We start from the raw sequence: 20,065 nt of genomic DNA, 5'->3' as shown, positions 1-20,065 counted from the left end.
TTATCAATTCATTAAACGGTAATTTTCCTTATCCCAGGACTCTTTATCAGTTACGTTTGATATTTTAATAATATCTATTTGATCTCGGCTCAAAATCTGACAAATCTGGATTCTTTTCAATTTTAATGACCTCTTCTTTCTTCTTTAATACCTGATCTTCCGGATAACTTTCAGTCCTGGTTCTAAGAACGCCAGTAATAAAATCGAGATTTTCATAATTGACTCTACCGCGACCATTCGATGCTACATAGTTATATTCCATCAATTTAAATTTTCCTTCTCTAAATTGGAACCTATGCTCAAAATGTCCTCGTAATAGCTCATGTTTGATCCATAGATTATTATTGATAATCTCAACTTCCCAGAATCTGTTTCCTCTATCATTACCATCAGGGAAATCTGGCAGAATAGCTTTATCTGTCTTTAAAACCAGTTGGTTATTTTCATCTTTTTGACCGAAGTAAATTTCAAGTAAATATGGTCTTGTTTTGTTAATCGTATCTTGTTTTACAACGACTGAATCTAAAATTTTATCATGATTTATTGCTCCAGTTTTGGTCATAACTACGTGATCAAAGTTGGGTGTGTTTTGAGCAAACGAATTAAGAATGGGCAGAAAAATAAGGAGAAATATTATGTTTGATGTTTTCATTTGGATATTAGAAATATGGGTGTTGAGATGACCATTTAAACAAATAGTGAACGCGGAAATGTCGGTTTCGCATTGGTTTGTTGGTCAAGTTAATTATTTTTAATTGGAGTTCTGTATTGTTGATGCAGAACCGATATAACAAATATTTACAGTTATAATAATTTGTAAGTTATTTCTAATTCTCCATCACTGGCTTTATAAGGATCAAATAATAAATATTTGGTTTGATGACCATAATAATCCATTCTCAATTCTTCGTTAATGCTATCTTTAAAGTAGAAATAATAAAATTCATCTTCTTCTATTCCGGGCTTAATCCGGATGCTATCATTCGCATAGCCAGTAATATGAATATAATAGGTTGAATATGAATTATTATTTGAATTATCTGGAATTAAGCTGTCTATAAATTTGCTATTAAAATCATTGATAGTTTTAAACTTTTTATCGGTAGACTTCTGGCAGGCAATAAATAATAATGAGACACTTAATATTACAATTACTCTATTCCAGTTCTTAAATTTTATCATCAGCTAGCGAATTTAAAAATATAACTATCTGTATTTTACAACTCTTAGATTATGAAAAAAGGAAGTTGAAAGTAAAAGATCGAAATGGGATTACTTTATTCAAAAATTTCAAAATTTACATTAGTCTGAATTTTTAATTCTTTGATTTCTGCCTATCATAAAATACAGTAGCACTCCAAATAAATTGAAAAAGAATATTACCAAGATCCATACGAGCTTATTATTGCCGTTAAATTCATGACGAAGAATGTCAACTAAGGCGATCAAGGGTGTTAGTAGAAGGCTTAGGATTAAAATTATCTGGGCAGCGCCAATTGCTAATAGGGTCATATTTATTTCAATTTTTATTTTAAATTTTAATTACAACGGTCGCCTTTACCGCCAGTTAGTGGAGTAGGGGACGAGGATTTGTTGCTTTAATACTCGTTTGTTGGTCAATTTAATTAATTTCTTTCTAACGGTTCCGCTTATTGGCGATAAATCTTTGCTCTTATGCTTCAAACTTAAACAAGAATTTGATCTAATTAATAATAAGCGGATTTCTTAAAGGTATTTTCAGTTAATATTTCATTCAACTTTTGAATATCTGATTTTACGATATCATTCAGATGAATCTTATATTTATTTCCATTCTTTTTTATAATGATCAAATCCTTTCCATTTAGTTCAGTTGATTTAATTTGATCAAAGCTTATTGATTTTCCAACCCAGGAATTTATTCGGATATAAGTTCCTTTTTTGTTCCATTGAAAGTAATTTTTATGCCAAATAAATCTGCTGTAAAATAATGCTTGAAGAAAAAATCCAGATGCCGTAAAGACTTTATTTACTATCAGATTTTTAAAATCAAACAGTTCAAATGATCCAATTAAAATTAAAACGAGAGATAAAATTAAAATTGTAATCCATCGCCAATTTTTCATGTTGTCAAAGTGTATTCTTTTCATCTTACAATTGTTGAAATCATGGTATTCCTGTCAAAATTTTTATGCGATATAATAGCCTCGGTTTTCGCCAGTTTGCCAAGCAAGGGACGCGGATTTGTCGGATTAGTATGAGTTTGTTGTTCAAGTTACTTATTTTCTTTCTAAAGGTTCCGCTTATTTGCGATGGACTGTTGTTTCCTTTGTTTTTGTCTATTCTTTTTTTAAATATTTAATTTTTTTTGAATCTTCTTTTATTGGCTTTTCGACTTCAATTATATTTTCAATAGTCTCTTTTCTTTTATTGGTAACAGGTGCGGGTACGCCACCGCTTAATCCAACTCCAACCATTGCTAATAATATAAATATAATAAATCCTAAAAGCCTCAATAGTTTTTTGAAACTTCTCATCGTAATATTTTAATTGTTGATACATAGCAAGATGATACACCTTACATTTAATATTTACAGAAACATTTGGATGAGTTAGGCGAGATAATTGGAATTCTGCTGGATAGATTTTGACCAACGAGAAATTATTGATTTCTTAATTGAGTAAAACTCATAATTCATTGTCTTTAATTTTGTAGACAATTTTATATTTTGAACCTCAATGGAATAAGATTGAATTGCAGAATTACTTTCTTTAAAAAGCTTTTGAGGAAAATTCTTAAAATTAAAAACTAAGTTTTTTGATTTAAATTTTTCCCCTTTAGTTGAAGTTAACTCAGTGTGGTGAACCTGTTTTAGTGAAGTATATTCTAATTGACCTGAAAAGGAAAATATAATAAGTACAGCAGACAAGTAAATTAAATGTCTGAAATAAGATTTTTTACTATCTGTACTTTTCATGTTCATATAAATATAAAAGTACACTATTTCTAAATATCTTGTGCATAACTGTCTGGTTTATTACCAGTTGGCGGTGTAGTGAACAAGGATTTGTCGGCCTATTATCAGTTTGTAGTCAACTTACTTATTTGTTTACTAGCGATACCGCCTATTTGGGATGGAGCAGTGTTGCGTGTATTTTAATTAGAGCTTTTCTAAAATCCAATTATCATCATTGCTAACTGAAGTCAGACTTAGATTCCCGTTTTTCAACTTTTCAGTTATAAATTTTTGTTGACTAGGATTGGCATTTTCATACTTTACATTAGACAAATAAATATCGATTCTTGAATGGTAACCTAAAATTGGTTTTAGATCTATTTCAATATCATTCTTACCAAGTGAAGAAATTTTTAATGATTTTATCTCATCGGTAAATAGGCTAAAAGTATTGCTGTTATTTAGCGTGGAACCTAAAATTATATTTCCATTTTCATCATTAAAATGAATTATTGCTTCAGAAATTTTTTCATCTCTAAATTGAGTTTCAAGAAACAGATTTGTTTTTATATTTCCAGGACTATTATCTGGCGATATTTTATTTTTAGTGGTAATTACAAAATCTTTTTGCTCTGGTGCTTGAAAATTTAAAACTAGCGTATCCCCATTTACTTGATAATCACCTTTTCTTATCCTCGATGTCCCTGAATGCAATGAAGTTAATTCTTCGAATGAAAAATTTTCTTTAAATCTAATTTGGGTGCTTTCTTCTACACCAGAATCTTTATCGATTCTTTGATATTTTCCAGAAATATCCTGTGCAAAATTTGGAAAGCAAATCAATAAAATTAGAATTTGGAGTAGATATTTGGTCATAATTTTTACCAGAGTTTTGAAATAGATTTACGCACAGCGGTCGCAATTATTACAAGTTGGCAGAGTGTGGAACGCGGATCTGTTGGCTTAGCATTGGTTTGTAGATCAATTTAATGATAATTCTAAGCTGCCGCCCATTTGCTTAGAAAAGATACCGAACCAGATCTAATTAGTTTTCTTGATGATAAGATTCTGATAATTATAAGGGATCTCTATATTTTCTTCGTCAAATCTTTCTTTAATACTTTTTAGTAGATCACAATACATGATAAATCCATTCGAGGAAGTATCTGAATATGCCCAGGTTTTCAAACTTACAGAAGAGTTTCCCAATCCAACCACTCTTGTAATGACTTCGGGAACGTTGTTTTCCTTTTCATCTTTTGTTCTGTTATCAATATGCAGTGGATGTTTCAAAACCTCTTCTTCCATTATTTTTAAGGCCCTGTCAATATCGGAATCATAGCCTATACCTATTTCTATCATCTTACAAACCTTGGTTTCAGTAAGGTTGGCATTCACAATAACTTGTGTGCTTATCACCGAGTTCGGTACGATCACCCGATTATTTTCAAAGTCCCTGATCACTACCTGTCTTAAATTGATTTCTTCAACCGTTCCGGTGTAGGTTCCATTAAAGGTGATTCTGTCATTGAGTTTGAATGGTTTAAACATAACTATTAAAAATCCGCTCATGATGTTACTCAACGCTTGTTGAGACGCCAATCCTGCTACCAACGATAAAATTCCCGCACCTGCCAAAAGGGAATGGCCAACAATTTTCATTTCCGGGATTTGTACAAGGGCAAATGAAATACCCACGATATAGATGACCGCGGAGATGATCTTTTTAGCAAACAAGTAGCTTGTTGGGTCTATGTGTTTGGATAAAACCCTTTTGCGAATATATTTTTCAGTTAAAAAATTAAAGATCACGCCAATTATAATGGTCATGACCACGATCAAAGCGGCTGCAAATGCAGGTCTGAAATCGGTGAAAATTGTTTTAATCATTGTTTCTGTTCAAAAATTTTAGCAAATCACTTTTTATAATTTTCAGAAATTTATAAAGCTCCACAAGGTATTGATCGTAATAAATTGAATTGGTAAATCTCCGGAAATGCTAATTAGAATTTGATTTTAGGCCAAGTTAATTAATTTCTTGTTTAGACATTTGGCTAATTTTCGGCAATCTTTCAGTTCTTTATCTCAGTATTGATCAGATTTAGAATATTTTCCAGATCCTGCATTAATGGAATATAATGCGCCTGCTCCGTAGCATAGCCGGTGAAAATGAACATTAATAAATTATTTTCAAACTCTGTAGAATTCAATAAATGCAAATTACTCACCTCAATATCACTTTTTGGTAGACCAATTTGATCATACAATCCAGTTTGTTCAAATATGGTCCTGAGACTGCTTTTATCGGTTCTAAACATATCCAGTACCTTTTCTCTTTGAATACTTAATTCATACTCCTGCCTGGAAATATCTTCCATCGTTGATAGCCAGTTAGTCAGTTTCTTTCTTAATTCATCGTTCGAGATATTTTTAAGATTGCCAGAATTGATCATTTCATTAAGCAGTGAATTATTCGGGTTGAAGCTTATATCGTTAGAAAGAGTTTGATATAGTAGACTTGAAAATGCAGCTTCTGAAAGGGTGTCATTCTTATTCGTAATATATTTCAGGATTTGTTTTGAACCACTAAAGTTATTCTTGTTTACAGAGATTAGCTCCTGCAACTTCAATTTACTGGTTTTAAATTCCTGCTCTAAACCAATTAAATAGGTTTGTTCATTATTACTGTTTATTCGATTTTGATTGGCATTGTTTATGGCCAGTGCGATCAATATTCCAATTACAACCAGGACTATCTCTCCCAGTGCATATAACAGGTATTTGGTAAACTTTTTCTCTGATATTAAATTCAGTCTAATCTTTCTGAAAAACTTTATCATCTGTTTCTAATAATCCTGGAATTTTTGGAATAATCTCTAATCAATTTTAAATATAACTGAAAATCAGCAATATAGAATTCGATGGGTTCTATTTAAAAAAGCGGAGCGGGGATAAAAATTTATGAATTCAGTTGAGATATTTTATTTCAAATATTCAACATCCATGTTCTTTTCCAAATGGTGGAATACGATCTTCTGAATTTCATCGGAAGGGTGAAAGATGCTCAGGCTGTAATTTGAATGAAGTTCAGAGGGATTCTGGAGATCATCATAACCTTGAAGAATAGTTTTGTTGTTACCAAGTTCAAGCACTTCCATTTGTTTTGCAGGTATTTCAACTTTTTTGCCCCAGAGAAAACTTAATCCATCCACGTTAAAAGTAGTTACCGAAAAACCTTTTTTTCCATCTAAATGCGGTTCGATCCTTATGGCTCGCTTCACTCCGGAATTAGATTCGGAAATACCATCGTTTTTATAGTAAACAACTTGTCTGGAAGATTTGAAATAGATGTCTGAAATATCAAAAACTGAAAGTGTATTGCCGGGTTTTTCGATCTTAATGCCTACATCTTCAAAAACATTAAAAAGTAATTTTAATTCCTCTCTGTCCATTTCGCCATCTGCATATGCCATTTCGTGCAACATGATGGCGAGCGAATGTTTTTTTGCTTCGCTCATGTTTTCCAGAATTCCGTTGGCCTGGTGTACATTAAATCTTCTGGCTTCCTCTACAAATTCAGAGTCGAATTCAAGCAATTTCATCAACTGTCCAAGATATACCATTTCTCCATTTTCCACTTTTTTATCTGCCAGGATCACCCGGTCTATGTCTTTTACAATGGCTAATTTTTCAGCAAGATTGAATTCCATGGACGCTCGATTTTAAAGTTGAACAATGTTTTCGATAGGGAGACAATCGGGGGAGAAAGTTTAAAAATACTGAAAATCAGCCACATAAATAATATTTCTCTGAAGAATTAAGTCAGATTAAGACATAAAAAAACCGGAACAATAGTTCCGGTTTTCTGTATCTCAGTTTTCTGAAGTTTCTAGGCCATCATTACTGCCTTGATATTTACGAATTCATGAAGTCCAAAACTTCCATGTTCTCTACCATATCCAGAATCTTTCACTCCTCCAAATGGCATATTTGGTTTTGCTAGTCCAAAGCTGTTTATAAATACCATTCCTGTATCAAAATGATATTTAGCCAGCTCTTTTGCTTTTTCCTCATCTTTAGAGAAAATTCCTCCTCCTAGTCCAAATCTACTGGAATTGGCAATTTCCATAGCATCTTCGCCATCTTTTGCTCTTATAAGTGAAGCGACCGGTCCAAATAGCTCATCATCGTAAGCAGGCATTCCCGGTTTTAATTCGTCAAGAACGGTGGCAGGGTAGAAGTATCCATCACCATCTGGCATTTTTCCTCCACATAGAATTTTTGCTCCCTGTTGCACACTTTTCTCTACCTGCTCGTGTAATTCTTCGCGCAGATCTTTTCTGGCCATAGGTCCCATATCTGAATCTTCCTTGATAGGATCTCCTGCTTTGATATTAGACATTTGCTTTACAAATGCTTCCTTAAATTGGTCATACACCTTATCTACCACGATGAATCGCTTGGCAGCCACGCAGGTTTCTCCGTTATTATAGATTCTACCCTGTACACAGGTTTCAACTGCCATCTCGATGTCTGCATCTTCCAGTACGATATAGGCATCATTACTTCCAAGTTCCAATACAGTTTTCTTGAGGTTTTCTCCAGCTTTCTTCCCGATGATTTTACCGGCATCAGGACTTCCTGTAAGGGTTACTCCGCGAACCAGTTTATTTTCGATCACGGCATCACTTTGATCGTGTGAGATTAGTAATACCTTAAATAGATTTTCAGGCAAACCTGCTTCCAGGTAAATTTTTTCCAGAAGTAATGCACTTCCGGTAACATTTTCAGCATGTTTGAGTAAAACTCCGTTTCCGGCCATTAGGTTAGCAATCGAATATCTTACCACCTGGTAGCTCGGGAAATTCCACGGCTGAATTCCGTAGATCACTCCTAGCGGAGAATGAGTAATAAATCCTTTTCCACCTTCTGGTAATTCTCGCTCTTCATCTTTTAGACTATCAGGACCATTTTTTGCAGTATAATCACAAATTCCGGCACACAGATCTACTTCCTGTTCTCCCTGCTTTAACAATTTCCCCATTTCACTGGTCATAAGTTTTACCAGCTCATCTTTGTGCTCATTAATCTTCTCTCCAATCTTGGAAATAACTTGTGCACGTTCCTTTGCTGGTTTAGCTTTCCATTTTAAAAAAGCCTCATGACAGGATTCGACAGCGGCATTCATTTCGCTATCGCTCATCATTTTATATTCCTTTAGAGGTTTCCCGGTGGCAGGATTCGTTGTTTTTAGCTTTTTTTCTTCTGACATAATTTTTCTTTTTTATAGCAATTTTCTTTCGAATAAAGATAGCCAGAATGTCTGGGGAACTATAATAATGCGGTGTTAAACAATCTCTGCAAATGATCGAATCAGATTAAAGTTTTGGTAAAATTCTGCTTAAGTTTAAGATTTCAATTCAGCGAAGCTTTGGTTCTTTTGAATACTGCATTAACAGATTCTTTGTCATTGGCCTACCTCACCGCTAGGATTTGTTCTTGATAATTCTTCCTAATTTTACGTATCAAATAATTTTTCCATGCGTACTGAACTGGAAGAGGCCTACGGTTTCCTCTTTGAAAAAGAATTAATAGATGACATCACAGATAATGGATCCCTTAAAAAGGTATCTGCCGGTGAAAAAATCATTGAAATAGGCGATTATGTCACCGCCATGCCTTTGCTTTTAAAGGGCGCAGTAAAAATTCTTAGAGAAGACAGTGATGGGGACGAACTTTTATTGTATTTCCTGGAAAGAGGGGATACCTGTGCCATGACCCTTAATTGTTGTCTTGGCCAGACTAAAAGTGAGATCAGGGCGGTTGCCGAAACTGATACCACCTTAGTGATGATCCCAATCTCCAAAATGGAGGAGTGGACTGCGAAATACAAATCCTGGAGGAATTTTGTTTTTGAATCATACCACACCAGGCTTTCCGAAATGCTGGATACCATAGATGCGATCGCTTTTCTTAACATGGATGAACGATTAATGAGGTATCTGCGTGATAAAGTGAAGATCAACCGAGATGAAAATCTGCAAGTTACGCACCAGGAAATCGCTTATGATCTACATACTTCAAGGGTAGTGGTTTCCCGACTACTAAAAAAACTTGAAAACGAGGGAAAAATATCCCTACAACGAAATCATATAACAGTTAACGACTTCTAGAAAACCTTTGTAACACTTGTTACTGTGGGCGCCTGCTTAACAGGATACATTTGCGGTAAATAAAAAACGAAATGGATATACTTGAAATTCTAGGTTACTTTGGTGCATTATTAATAGGAGTAGTTTTAGGTTTGATTGGTGGTGGTGGCTCTATTTTAACGGTTCCGGTGCTTGTCTATCTTATGGCTATTAATCCGGTGACCGCTACAGCATATTCGCTCTTTGTGGTAGGAACTTCTTCCCTGGTAGGTGCTGTTAGAAATATTCCAAAGAAACTTATAGATTTTCGAACAGCCATCGTTTTTGCGATTCCAGCATTTATTTCAGTATTCTTAACTCGTCTGTATTTAGTCCCGGCAATACCTGAAGAGATCTTTACCGTCGCTGGTTTTACGATTACCAAAAATATCGGGATCATGTTGTTCTTTGCCATTATCATGGTAATCGCTTCCATCTCGATGATCAAGGAAAAAAGTAACGGCAGGAATCTGGAGGAAGAAAAGGTGAGTTATAATTATCCGCTGATCATTATTGAAGGCCTGGTGGTTGGGTTGCTAACAGGGATCGTAGGAGCAGGAGGTGGTTTCCTAATCATTCCGGCACTGGTGATCCTGGCAAAATTACCGATGAAAAAAGCGGTGGCCACTTCACTACTAATCATTGCGGTGAAATCATTGATCGGATTTATTGGAGATGTTCAGAATATGGAAATAGATTGGATATTTCTGATGATCTTTACTGGCTTATCCATTGCAGGAATTTGGCTCGGTGTCTACCTGAATAATTTTATTGACGGTAAGAAACTGAAAAAAGGTTTTGGTTGGTTTGTTCTGCTTATGGGAATCTATATTATCTGGAGTGAATTATTCTAATTCTCTGTTAAAAAACAGCTTTAGGTATTTTTTATGAACTGTATTTCAGGTATTTGATGTATTTTTAAAGTACCGAAAATTATTTTACTCCTTTACTCCCCCCTTAAATTTTGAAGTAATTCAGATTCCTGATCTTTAAAGGAATCTAACTTTTATTTAAATTATTGATATTAATTAAATTATTTATCCGGATTTCTGAGCATTGTTTTTCAGGAGTTAGGTTTGGGGGGAAACAAATGCACGCTCAACTCCGCGTTGCAACCAGATTAATCCTTCTCCTCAACGGGAGCAACACAGTTTAGGTTAATGCTCCGTTTAGAATGGTTATTTTTCGCTCAGTTATCCGGATATTTTCAACCATTCTTTTTTAAGTTTTGCTTTGTAAATCCGTCTCCTCGATTTATTTCGATAATATCTTAAATTAGGCGGAAAGAGGTAGGTCAAACTTCTATTTTTCCGTAAATTTATTGGCCGAAAGAATAGTGTGATTCTTCACGTTCGATGAGGGATTACCAAAGAAAAAATTCCATTGATGGAAAACCTCGATTTCGCCAGACTTCAAATGGCATTTACCCTCGGATTTCATATAATTTTTGCATGTATAGGTATGGTGATGCCTTTTTTTATAGTGGTTTCTCACCGTAAATGGCTGAATACCCGTAATCCTGTTTATCTTGATCTTACCAAAGCCTGGCAGCGCGGAGTTGCCATTTTTTTTGTGACCGGTGCAGTATCAGGAACAGCACTCTCTTTTGAATTGGGCATGCTGTGGCCGGAATTTATGAAACATGCGGGTCCTGTGATAGGAATGCCTTTTTCATTGGAAGGAGCCGCCTTCTTTGTAGAAGCCATTGCTTTGGGATTCTATCTTTATGGCTGGAAGAAATTACCGGAAACCTTTCATTGGATCACCGGGATCATCATAGGAATTTCCGGAGTCGTGTCTGGAATACTGGTGGTGTCAGCAAATGCCTGGATGAATTCGCCAACAGGTTTTGATGTAGTGAATGGAGAATTTGTAAATATTGATCCGGTAAAAGCATTTCTGAATGATGCATGGTTCACCCAGGCGCTACATATGACGCTGGCTGCTTTTGCCGCTACTGGATTTGCCGTGGCCGGAGTTCATGCTTTTCAGATTCTTCGCAGAAAGCGTACTGCTCTGCATATAGAAGCTTTTAAAATTGCAATTTTCTTCGGCGGAATTGCAGCCTTACTGCAACCCATCAGTGGAGATATTTCTGCGAAAGATGTTGCGGAACGGCAGCCCGTAAAACTAGCCGCCATGGAAGCCCATTATGAAACTGAAAAAGGTGCTCCTCTTTTTATTGGTGGTATCGTTGATGAGGAAAATCAAGAGGTGTCGCATAAAATAGAAATCCCCAATGCTTTATCGTTTCTAGCATTTGGAGATTTTGATGCAGAGGTCCAGGGATTAAATGATTTTCCGGAAGAGGATCTTCCGCCTGTTCCCATCGTACATTATGCCTTCCAAACCATGGTGGGGATTGGATCTCTTTTGATGCTTGCCGCCTTATTATATTTTGTGAGCCTGAAGAAGAAAAGCTGGATGAAATACAGGAAATACTGGTGGTTATTTGCGCTGTTGAGTCCATTGGGATTTATAGCCGTAGAAGCTGGTTGGGTAGTAACCGAAGTTGGTCGTCAACCCTGGATAGTTTACAATATCATGCGAACTTCTGAAGCTGTGACCCCAATGCCTGGGCTTGAATATAGTTTCTATCTCTATGTCGCGGTTTATACCATTCTAGCGATTACAGTAACCTGGTTAATGCACCGCCAGATAAAAGTTCTTAATAATTCAAAGGTTTAATGATGCTATACGTTGTCTTATTTTTCACGTTCTTTTCGCTATTTCTATACGTGCTTCTGGGTGGTGCCGATTTTGGCGCGGGAATCGTTGAACTTTTTTCTTCTCGGGAAAACAAGAAACTGAACAGGGATACTATTTATAAAATCATGGGCCCTATTTGGGAGGCCAATCATATCTGGCTTATCATCCTGATAGTTATTCTGTGGATCGCCTTTCCGGAATATTTTAATATTATTATCATATACCTGCATATTCCATTAACCCTGGTTCTCCTGGGAATAACCATGCGAGGTGTTGCTTTTATTTTCAGGCATTACGATGCGGTCGTAGATAAATCCCAGGATTGGTATAATCATATGTTTCGAATTTCTAGTCTTATCACTCCCATTTTCCTCGGAATGTCTTTTGGTGCGTTGGTAAGTGGACAAATACTGTTGACAGATGATTATTCCACCACAAGCTTCGCTGAGATATTCATGAATCCATGGTTGAACATTTTTACTTTCCTAACCGGTTTATTTTATGCTGCCCTATGTGCTTTTCTGGCTTCTACTTTACTGATCGGCGAAACATCTGGAGATATCAGGAAAATGTATAGTAGGAAATCAGGCATCTTTACTGTGCTATTGGTAATTCTTGGTGGAGCAGTTCTTACCTATGGATATTTCACTGATATGGTTTTTGTAAAAGATTTTCTTCTGAACGGTCTTTCCCTGGCTAGTATAGGATTATCGGCGCTACTACTTATTCCGCTGTGGAGAGCGATCAAAAGGCGGCACAGCGTACTTACCAGGATCTATGCTGGAATGCAGATCATGTTGGTAATATTTGCAGCAGTGAATACTCACTTCCCGAATTTGATCATCACCCAGTCTACTGAGGTCAATATGCTTGCTGGTACTGCACCAGATTCAGTAATAAAAGTGCTTGCTATCTCCTTATTAATAGGCGGTGGCGTGATTTTACCAGGATTATTCCATTTGATGAAATCTTTCAATATGATCAGGATCCCTTCAATGAAAGAGGATAAAAGTTAAATTACGAAGTGCTAAAAAATGTTTAAAACCTGTACTAGCCTTGGTGGGCGCTGCTTTTTTAGGTACTTTAAATTTCAATATCTAATTTAAAACAGAAGAAAATGAAAACGTTAATCACAAAAGGATTGTTTCTAGGAGCTATTATGATGTTTATCGCCTGTGGCGAAAGTACTGATGTAGTTGAATCTGGAACTTACCAGGGAACTATTAAGGAAGTAGAAGCTGAAAAAACAGAGATCTATGTATCTACAGATGATGATAAGACTCTGGAGTTATACTTCACAGAAACTACCAGTCTGATGAGAAATGGAAGCGAAGTTGAGTTTTCAGAACTAAAAGAAGGACAGAAAGTAGAGGTAGAAGTAGAAAAAAATGGAAAAAGACTGGATCCTATTTCAGTTAAAATCCTCGAATAATAATGAGCGAATTACCAGAATTTTGGCGGACAGAGGTTTTTCATCCTCTGTCCGTTCATTTTCCGATCGTTTTGTTGCTAATGGCAACCTTATTCAAATTGATCGGGATTTGGTCTTCTAAACTTACCTGGGATCACGGTGGCCGCGTACTTTTGATTCTCGGGGTCATTGGCGTTTGGATTGCTATTTATACTGGGAATCTTGCCGATGGTATCGTTTCCAGGCAACTATGTGATCCTACTGTTCTAAAAGAACATGAGAATTTTGCTTATACTACCGCTTGGATCTTTACTACCGGGATGGTATTTGAAATTCTCAGACTGTACCTGGATTTCCTTAAAAAGAAAAAATTTTCAGTTTTACTGGTTATACTCTTGCTTGCCGGTTCAGGAACATTAATGTATGTAGGACATTTAGGTGCAGAACTCGTTTATCAGCAGGCAGCTGGAGTGAATATTCCTTCTGAGGACTGTTCAGAATTTAATTAGAAATTATATAGTTTTATTATACGAATGACTGATCTTAAAGCACACTGGGAGAAAATATATGCCACTAAAAAATTTGAAGAGACCAGTTGGTATCAGGAAAAACCAGAGACTTCCTTAAATATTATTCAATCGTTAGGTCTTTCTAAAGAAGCTCCAATCATAGATATTGGAGGAGGAAACAGTTTTCTGGTAGATCATCTTGTCGAATTGAGGTATGAAAATCTAACGATTTTGGATATTTCAGAAAATGCTATTTATAAGGCAAAAGAAAGATTAGGTGAAAAAGGGAAGCAGGTGAGATGGATCATAAATGATGTTGCTAAAACAGACCTTGATTCAGAATATGAGGTTTGGCACGACAGGGCTGCTTTTCATTTCTTAACTGATGATGATAAGGTCAAATCTTACATTACCAGGCTTAAAACCCATCTAAAATCCGGAGGCTATTTTATTCTAGGAACATTTTCTGAGAATGGGCCGGATAAATGCAGTGGCATTGAGATCAGGAAATATTCTTCTGAGTTGATGGAGAAACTATTTGAAAAAGATTTCGAGATCGTAAGACTGGAAAATCTGGACCATAAAACTCCGTGGGATGCAGTTCAGAATTTTACTTTTGGGCTCTTCCGAAGAAAATAGAAGAATTTAGAAGGATCTTCGTTTAATATTAAAAGCGCTATTTTTAAGTCCATTAAAACTTTGCGCATTTGACAAAATTTAAGGATAAGACCGTTCTTATTACTGGCGGAGCCTCTGGAATTGGCTTGCTAATGGTGAGAGCCATGGTACAAAAATCTGCTGCAAGAGTTATTATTCTCGATATCGATTCAGCTGCACTACAGGCACTGGAGACTGAATTTAAATTTTCAGATTGCTTAATTAGTTGTTATAAAACAAACATTGCTTATGAGCATGAGCTAAATGCTACTTTTAAACAAATAGAGCAGAATGGTCATTGCGTTAATATTTTGATCAATAATGCAGGTGTTGTAACTGGAAAAACTTTTAGCGAACATAAAGCTGAAGATATAGACCGTAATATGCAAATTAATGCCATCGCTCCTATGAAATTAACTGCATTATTGCTGCCTGGGATGCTGAAAAGAAAACAAGGGCATATTATCAATATTTCATCAGCAGCAAGTATGCTTTCCAACCCGGGAATGTCAGTTTATTGTGCCAGTAAATGGGCAATGACCGGATGGTCTGACTCTCTAAGACTTGAAATGGAAAGAGGTAACACGGGAGTTAAGGTATTAACCGTTACGCCTTATTACATTGATACTGGTATGTTTCGCGGAGTAAAATCCCCGGTTATTCCGATTCTAAAGTCAGAAAAAGTGGTTGCTAAGATCATTAATGCTATAGAAAAAGACAGGATTATTTTGAGAACACCTGCAATTATTTATGTGCTTCCGTTAGTTAAAGGCATTTTACCAAAGAAACTTCTAGATATAATTGTAGGTAAATTCTTTGGAATTTATAGATCAATGGATGAATTTAAAGGCAGAACGAATGAATAAAGATGAATTACTACAATTACTGAATAAGCAAAAGGCTGCCTTTCAGAAATCACCACCAGATGTCAAGACCAGGTTGAAAAACCTGAAAAAATTATCGGTGGTCGTAGAGGAAAACAAGAAAAAATTGATCGATGCAGTTTATCAGGATTTTGGATTGAGATCTAAAGAAGAAACTTTGTTCCTGGAAATTTTCCCGCTTCAGGATGAGATCAACCATGCGATGAAAAACTTAAGAAGCTGGGCAAAACGTAGGTCTGTAGAAGGGTCGTGGTTTCTGTTTCCCAGTAAAGCATATTACCAGTTTCAACCATTGGGATCGGTGGGCATCATGGGAGCCTGGAATTACCAGGTATTATTGAGTTTTAGTCCGTTGGTGGATGCACTGGCTGCCGGTAACCACGCGATCATAAAACCTTCAGAAATAGCCCCGGAATCTGCGAAGGTTTTACAGCATATCATCAATTCAAATTTCCCGGAGGAATATATTCACTGTATAACGGGTGGTTCAGAAATGGCTAAAGAGTTTTCCTCTTTGCCATTTGATCATCTTTTTTTTACGGGGTCTACCCGCGTAGGAAAATTAATCATGGCCGCAGCAGCGCCAAATCTAACCCCGGTAACTTTGGAACTTGGAGGGAAATCACCAGCGATAATTCATGACTCATTTTCTGTCTCACTGGCGGCAAAAAGGATCATGGCAGGTAAACTTTTCAATTGCGGGCAAACCTGTGTCGCGACTGATTATGTGATCCTTCCAGAATCACTAAATCCTGAATTCGAGCAGGAAGTTAAAGCTGTGGTTCAAAAATTTTATCCTGATATGTCTGAAAATGAACAATACAGCCATATCATTAATCGGGATCATTTTGAACGGTTGGAAGCTTTATTAGAAGATGCCAAGAATAAGGGAGCGCGAGTAGTAGAGTTGGTAGAAAAAATTGTTGATGACAATAGGCTTATGACCCCGAAACTTGTTTTCAATGTTTCCGGAGATATGGAATTGATGCAGGAAGAGATCTTTGGGCCAATCCTGCCGGTATTGAATTTAGAAACTTTGGAAAAGGCTATCCAATATGTAAACGATCAACCAAAACCTCTGGCGCTGTATTATTTTGATAATAATAAAAAAAGGATAGATCAGGTTTTAAAATATACCATGTCTGGTGGCGTTTTAATCAATGATACCGTATATCACCTGGCTCAGCATAATTTACCATTTGGTGGTGTTGGTGCCAGTGGAATGGGACACTACCATGGTTTTGATGGTTTTAAAACATTTTCTAAAAAGCGCCCGGTAATGCATCAGAAGAAGATTGCCGCTTCAGATTTCCTGCATCCTCCATTTACAGATCTCAAAAAGCGATTGATCAATATTATGGGAAAGATGACCCGTCCCTAAATAAATAAACCCTTTTTATAAATTTGAAAGAATTCAAATAGACTTTTCATGGCAGAAGATGGAAAACTGATCAATGGTTTTAATCATGTACCTTATCACTCTGTAATCATTTCTGAAGGAGAAATGTTGCAGAGAACTTCAGAATATTACGATCTGCTGAATAAAAGAAGATCTGTACGGCATTTTTCAGATAAGCCTGTACCTGAAGAAGTGATTAAAAATATTATTAAAACTGCGGGAACGGCACCTTCCGGAGCGCATAAACAGCCCTGGAAATTCTGCGTAATATCGAATCCTGTATTAAAATCTGAGATTAGAAAAGAGGCTGAAAAAGAGGAAAGGGAGAATTATGCTAGTAGAATGAGTCAAAGCTGGTTAAAAGATCTTGCGCCTTTGGGGACAGATGAGCATAAAGAATTTCTGGAAATCGCTCCATGGCTTATCATCGTTTTTAAAGAAGCTTATGAACTGGATGATATAGGAGAAAAGCATACAAATTATTATGTAAATGAATCTGTAGGAATTGCTTGCGGAATGCTTATTTCAGCTATACACAATGCCGGGCTGGTTACTCTTACGCATACACCAAGTCCGATGAATTTCCTGGCAAAATTGTTAAAGCGTCCGGCAAATGAAAGGGCATATTTATTACTTCCGGTAGGTTATGCGGCCAAAGAGGCTTATGTTCCTGATATTTACCGAAAAGAACTTGAAGAGATCAGCGAATTTTATAAGTAAAACGCCGATTCCTGTAGGGTGAAACCGGCGTTTTGATAATTATGAAAAAACTCTTCTTTTCGGGGCAAAAAAACTAACCTGTTAACGGCTGTAATATAAATTGGATGAAATTAAATTTTGGTAACATTTGTTACACAAGTCATTAGAAAAACTAGAATGCCTAAATTAATTATTAAAAGAAATTCTGAATGGGCCAATAAAATGAGGTCATTTTATATTTATTTGAACGGCAGAAAATTAACTGAAATTAAAGATAAACAGGTTGTTACTTATAACATTCCTGAAGGTGAATATCAATTGATCGCAAAGATCGACTGGTGCGGAAGTCAACCTCTTAACTTCCATATTTCTAGAGATGAGGTCAAGAGGATTGAAGTCCACGGTTTTATTTTATCAAAATACTTCCTGCCAACTGCTCTATTCTGCGGCGTACTTTATTTCGCGATCTATTTTAAATACAACACTAGTAACCTTTTTCTGGGATTTATACTAATGGTATTTCTTGGCTATCTACTTTATTTTATTAGTTTCGGCCGTAATCAATATCTAAGATTAAAAGAATTCTGATCAATTTCCATCCGGAGTTTCCGCTCTTTCATCAATAAGATTCTCCTTTTTCAGGTTTTTCCAAAAATCATTAGGAATTTTTATGTCAAAAGCTTTAGCATTTTCTCTAACCTGTTCTGGCTTGCTTGCTCCGGCAAGAACCGTATTAACTATCTTTGGAGCATAAGAAAACTGCAGAGAAGCGGTGCTCAGATCTACATTATATTTTTCCGCAATCTTTTTAATTCCGTTCAGCCTGTCTACTTTTTCCTTTGGCATATCTCCGGAGTAATTATACCTGTTTTTTCCGGAAAGCAAACCTGCGTTGAAAGGAGCAGCAGCTATTAGGCCAACATTGTGTTTTTCTATCACGGGAAACAATTCATCTAATGATTTTTTGTGATCCACTAAGGAATATTGGATTGCTGAAAGGAAAATATCCGGATCTGCGTTTGTATCTTCGAGGGTTTTTACGATGGGTTCAATAGTATTTACTCCTAACCCCCAACCTTTGATGATGCCCTCTTCTCGCATTTTAGTAAGTTCAGGCATCGCACCTTTTCTTGCAACCTCAAAATGGTCCAACCAGGTAGTTCCATCCTCATACTCATCATTATGATCGGGAGAAAGGTCATGGATAAAAACATAATCAATTCTATTGATACCTAAACGCTGTAAGCTGTCTTCAATAGATCTTCTAACGGCTTCCGCAGAATAATCATATTTATAATCAAACGGAGCTGGTTCATTCCATATAGTTTCAGGAATCTTATCTGTAGCGGTAAGAACTCTACCCACTTTTGTGCTTAAGATATATTCATCACGATTTTTATTATGAAGGAAATGTCCAAAACGTCTTTCACTTAATCCCAATCCATACCAGGGCGAGGTATCATAATATCTAATTCCGGCATCCCAGGCTGCTTCCAAGGTCTTTTCAGATGCTTCATCACTCATCACCTTGAAACCATTCCCTATGGCCACTCCGCCAAGGCCTAATTTCTCTTTTAATACGTCTCTACTCATAACTTTAATTCTTTTTCATAAAATTAAAAAGAACTCATTGGAATCGCAGAGACTTTAACTGATCCTAACATAAAAGGTTTGCGCGTGTTAAGACTTTAAAAATTAACTGTAACAAAAGTTACTGCCTCAACTTAGCTATATTTATATTTTTGTGTTAGAAATTGAAAAGCTTGGAAAAATACATTGATATCATCCGCGATTCGTTTACAGGTTATTTTAATTACCTGGTAAGCGAGATAACCAATCCTACGTGGACGAGTTATTTTTACTGGCTAATTGGATTATCACTTCTGGTCTGGATCCTGGAGATCATAATTCCCTGGAGAAAAGATCAGAAAGTATTTCGAAAAGGATTTTGGTTGGATAGCTTTTATATCATTTTCAATTTCTTCCTTTTCTCGCTTATAGGCTACAACGCGATAAGCAATGTAGGAGTGGAGCTCTTTAACGATTTTCTTGGTCTTTTTGGGATCGAGAATATCGTAGCGATAGAATTAGGAAATTTACCCGGCTGGACACAATTATTGATCATGTTTGTGATCGCAGATTTTGTACAGTGGAATGTTCATAGACAATTACATAAAAGACCATGGCTGTGGGAATTTCATAAGATTCACCATAGCGTAAAGGAAATGGGTTTTGCTGCGCAGTTCAGGTTTCATTTTATGGAGACCATAATTTATAAAACGGTGCAATATATTCCGTTAGCAATGATTGGTTTTGGAATACAGGAATTCTTTATTGTGCATATGTTCGCAGTATTTGTAGGCCACCTGAATCATGCAAATATTGGTTGGGGTTATGGCCCGTTGGGTTATATTTTCAATAATCCGAGAATGCACATTTGGCATCATTCAAAAGATTTGCCGGAAGACAGGCCTTACGGAATGAATTTCGGATTAAGTCTTAGCATTTGGGATTATCTTTTTGGAACCGCCTATATTCCGAAGAGTGGAAAAAAAATAGAACTAGGTTTCAGTGGAGATGAAGATTTCCCTGAAGATTTCGGAAATCAAACCTTATTTCCTTTCCGAAGAAAAGAAAAAGTAGAACCAAATAAAGTTTAAAATAAAATAG

At 36.1% G+C, this 20,065-nt stretch carries 23 protein-coding genes; 12 read left to right on the top strand and 11 right to left on the bottom strand.

The features are described 5' to 3' along the window. Positions 1–64: 64 nt before the first annotated feature. The 10 genes from AC2S94_RS14625 to AC2S94_RS14580 all read right to left on the bottom strand — a co-directional run bounded on the left by AC2S94_RS14625 (position 65) and on the right by AC2S94_RS14580 (position 8,208). Positions 65–562, bottom strand: coding sequence for a hypothetical protein (locus AC2S94_RS14625; RefSeq protein ID WP_484629292.1), 498 nt, complete (start codon positions 560–562; stop codon positions 65–67). Positions 563–804: 242 nt separating this feature from the next. After that, entirely contained in the window at positions 805–1,182 is a 378-nt protein-coding gene (locus tag AC2S94_RS14620; protein ID WP_484629291.1) for a hypothetical protein, read from the bottom strand. 120 nt (positions 1,183–1,302) lie between these two features. Further along, positions 1,303–1,512 (bottom strand): PLD nuclease N-terminal domain-containing protein, encoded by a 210-nt coding sequence (locus AC2S94_RS14615; RefSeq protein WP_484629290.1) that lies wholly within the window; start codon positions 1,510–1,512, stop codon positions 1,303–1,305. Between the two features lie 194 nt (positions 1,513–1,706). After that, on the bottom strand, positions 1,707–2,129 hold the full coding sequence (locus AC2S94_RS14610; protein WP_484629289.1) for a hypothetical protein: 423 nt from the start codon (positions 2,127–2,129) through the stop codon (positions 1,707–1,709). Positions 2,130–2,318: 189 nt separating this feature from the next. After that, entirely contained in the window at positions 2,319–2,516 is a 198-nt protein-coding gene (locus AC2S94_RS14605) for a hypothetical protein (RefSeq protein WP_484629288.1), read from the bottom strand. A gap of 624 nt (positions 2,517–3,140) precedes the next feature. After that, positions 3,141–3,812 carry a hypothetical protein gene (locus AC2S94_RS14600; protein WP_484629287.1) on the bottom strand — a complete coding sequence of 224 codons (672 nt, stop codon included), beginning with the start codon at positions 3,810–3,812 and terminating at the stop codon, positions 3,141–3,143. 165 nt (positions 3,813–3,977) lie between these two features. Next, entirely contained in the window at positions 3,978–4,826 is an 849-nt protein-coding gene (locus AC2S94_RS14595; protein WP_484629286.1) for a mechanosensitive ion channel family protein, read from the bottom strand. Positions 4,827–5,008: 182 nt separating this feature from the next. Further along, on the bottom strand, positions 5,009–5,776 hold the full coding sequence (locus tag AC2S94_RS14590; protein WP_484629285.1) for a DUF6090 family protein: 768 nt from the start codon (positions 5,774–5,776) through the stop codon (positions 5,009–5,011). Positions 5,777–5,917: 141 nt separating this feature from the next. Then, a complete protein-coding gene (locus AC2S94_RS14585) occupies positions 5,918–6,646 on the bottom strand; it encodes a tellurite resistance TerB family protein (RefSeq protein WP_484629284.1) in 729 nt (242 codons plus the stop codon). A gap of 179 nt (positions 6,647–6,825) precedes the next feature. After that, positions 6,826–8,208, bottom strand: coding sequence for an NAD-dependent succinate-semialdehyde dehydrogenase (locus AC2S94_RS14580; RefSeq protein WP_484629283.1), 1,383 nt, complete (start codon positions 8,206–8,208; stop codon positions 6,826–6,828). Between the two features lie 268 nt (positions 8,209–8,476). Between AC2S94_RS14580 and AC2S94_RS14575 the strand changes: the two genes are divergently transcribed. The 11 genes from AC2S94_RS14575 (at position 8,477) to AC2S94_RS14525 (ending at position 17,983) form a co-directional block, all read left to right on the top strand. Beyond that, positions 8,477–9,109 carry a Crp/Fnr family transcriptional regulator gene (locus AC2S94_RS14575; protein ID WP_484629282.1) on the top strand — a complete coding sequence of 211 codons (633 nt, stop codon included), beginning with the start codon at positions 8,477–8,479 and terminating at the stop codon, positions 9,107–9,109. Between the two features lie 71 nt (positions 9,110–9,180). Continuing rightward, positions 9,181–9,981 carry a sulfite exporter TauE/SafE family protein gene (locus AC2S94_RS14570; protein WP_484629281.1) on the top strand — a complete coding sequence of 267 codons (801 nt, stop codon included), beginning with the start codon at positions 9,181–9,183 and terminating at the stop codon, positions 9,979–9,981. A gap of 532 nt (positions 9,982–10,513) precedes the next feature. Next, complete coding sequence (locus AC2S94_RS14565) at positions 10,514–11,815, top strand: cytochrome ubiquinol oxidase subunit I (protein WP_484629280.1); 1,302 nt, start codon at positions 10,514–10,516, stop codon at positions 11,813–11,815. Continuing rightward, positions 11,815–12,852 carry a cytochrome d ubiquinol oxidase subunit II gene (locus tag AC2S94_RS14560; protein ID WP_484629279.1) on the top strand — a complete coding sequence of 346 codons (1,038 nt, stop codon included), beginning with the start codon at positions 11,815–11,817 and terminating at the stop codon, positions 12,850–12,852. The genes AC2S94_RS14565 and AC2S94_RS14560 overlap by 1 nt, the downstream gene beginning before the upstream one ends. A gap of 101 nt (positions 12,853–12,953) precedes the next feature. Further along, positions 12,954–13,268, top strand: coding sequence for a hypothetical protein (locus AC2S94_RS14555; RefSeq protein WP_484629278.1), 315 nt, complete (start codon positions 12,954–12,956; stop codon positions 13,266–13,268). A 2-nt stretch (positions 13,269–13,270) separates the two neighbouring features. Beyond that, the gene (locus tag AC2S94_RS14550) at positions 13,271–13,756 is read left to right on the top strand and encodes a DUF2231 domain-containing protein (RefSeq protein WP_484629277.1); all 486 of its coding nucleotides are present in this window, start codon (positions 13,271–13,273) and stop codon (positions 13,754–13,756) included. A gap of 24 nt (positions 13,757–13,780) precedes the next feature. After that, positions 13,781–14,395: a class I SAM-dependent methyltransferase gene (locus tag AC2S94_RS14545; protein WP_484629276.1), complete on the top strand. Its 615-nt coding sequence runs from the start codon at positions 13,781–13,783 to the stop codon at positions 14,393–14,395. A 68-nt stretch (positions 14,396–14,463) separates the two neighbouring features. Next, entirely contained in the window at positions 14,464–15,279 is an 816-nt protein-coding gene (locus AC2S94_RS14540; protein ID WP_484629275.1) for an SDR family oxidoreductase, read from the top strand. Next, positions 15,272–16,678, top strand: a complete 1,407-nt coding sequence (locus tag AC2S94_RS14535) for a coniferyl aldehyde dehydrogenase (protein ID WP_484629274.1) — start codon at positions 15,272–15,274, stop codon at positions 16,676–16,678. Before AC2S94_RS14540 ends, AC2S94_RS14535 begins: the two co-directional genes overlap by 8 nt. A gap of 48 nt (positions 16,679–16,726) precedes the next feature. After that, complete coding sequence (locus AC2S94_RS14530) at positions 16,727–17,416, top strand: nitroreductase family protein (protein WP_484629273.1); 690 nt, start codon at positions 16,727–16,729, stop codon at positions 17,414–17,416. Positions 17,417–17,572: 156 nt separating this feature from the next. Next, on the top strand, positions 17,573–17,983 hold the full coding sequence (locus tag AC2S94_RS14525) for a hypothetical protein (RefSeq protein WP_484629272.1): 411 nt from the start codon (positions 17,573–17,575) through the stop codon (positions 17,981–17,983). On the opposite strand, the gene AC2S94_RS14520 is transcribed toward AC2S94_RS14525, so the two are convergent. Continuing rightward, positions 17,984–18,988, bottom strand: coding sequence for an aldo/keto reductase (locus AC2S94_RS14520; RefSeq protein WP_484629271.1), 1,005 nt, complete (start codon positions 18,986–18,988; stop codon positions 17,984–17,986). Between the two features lie 170 nt (positions 18,989–19,158). Between AC2S94_RS14520 and AC2S94_RS14515 the strand changes: the two genes are divergently transcribed. Then, positions 19,159–20,055, top strand: a complete 897-nt coding sequence (locus AC2S94_RS14515) for a sterol desaturase family protein (RefSeq protein WP_484629270.1) — start codon at positions 19,159–19,161, stop codon at positions 20,053–20,055. Positions 20,056–20,065: the final 10 nt, after the last annotated feature.

This window comes from Christiangramia pacifica (assembly GCF_057221535.1).
Note: the sequence above shows the minus strand (reverse complement) of the source record. Positions and strands in the feature narration are given on the sequence as shown.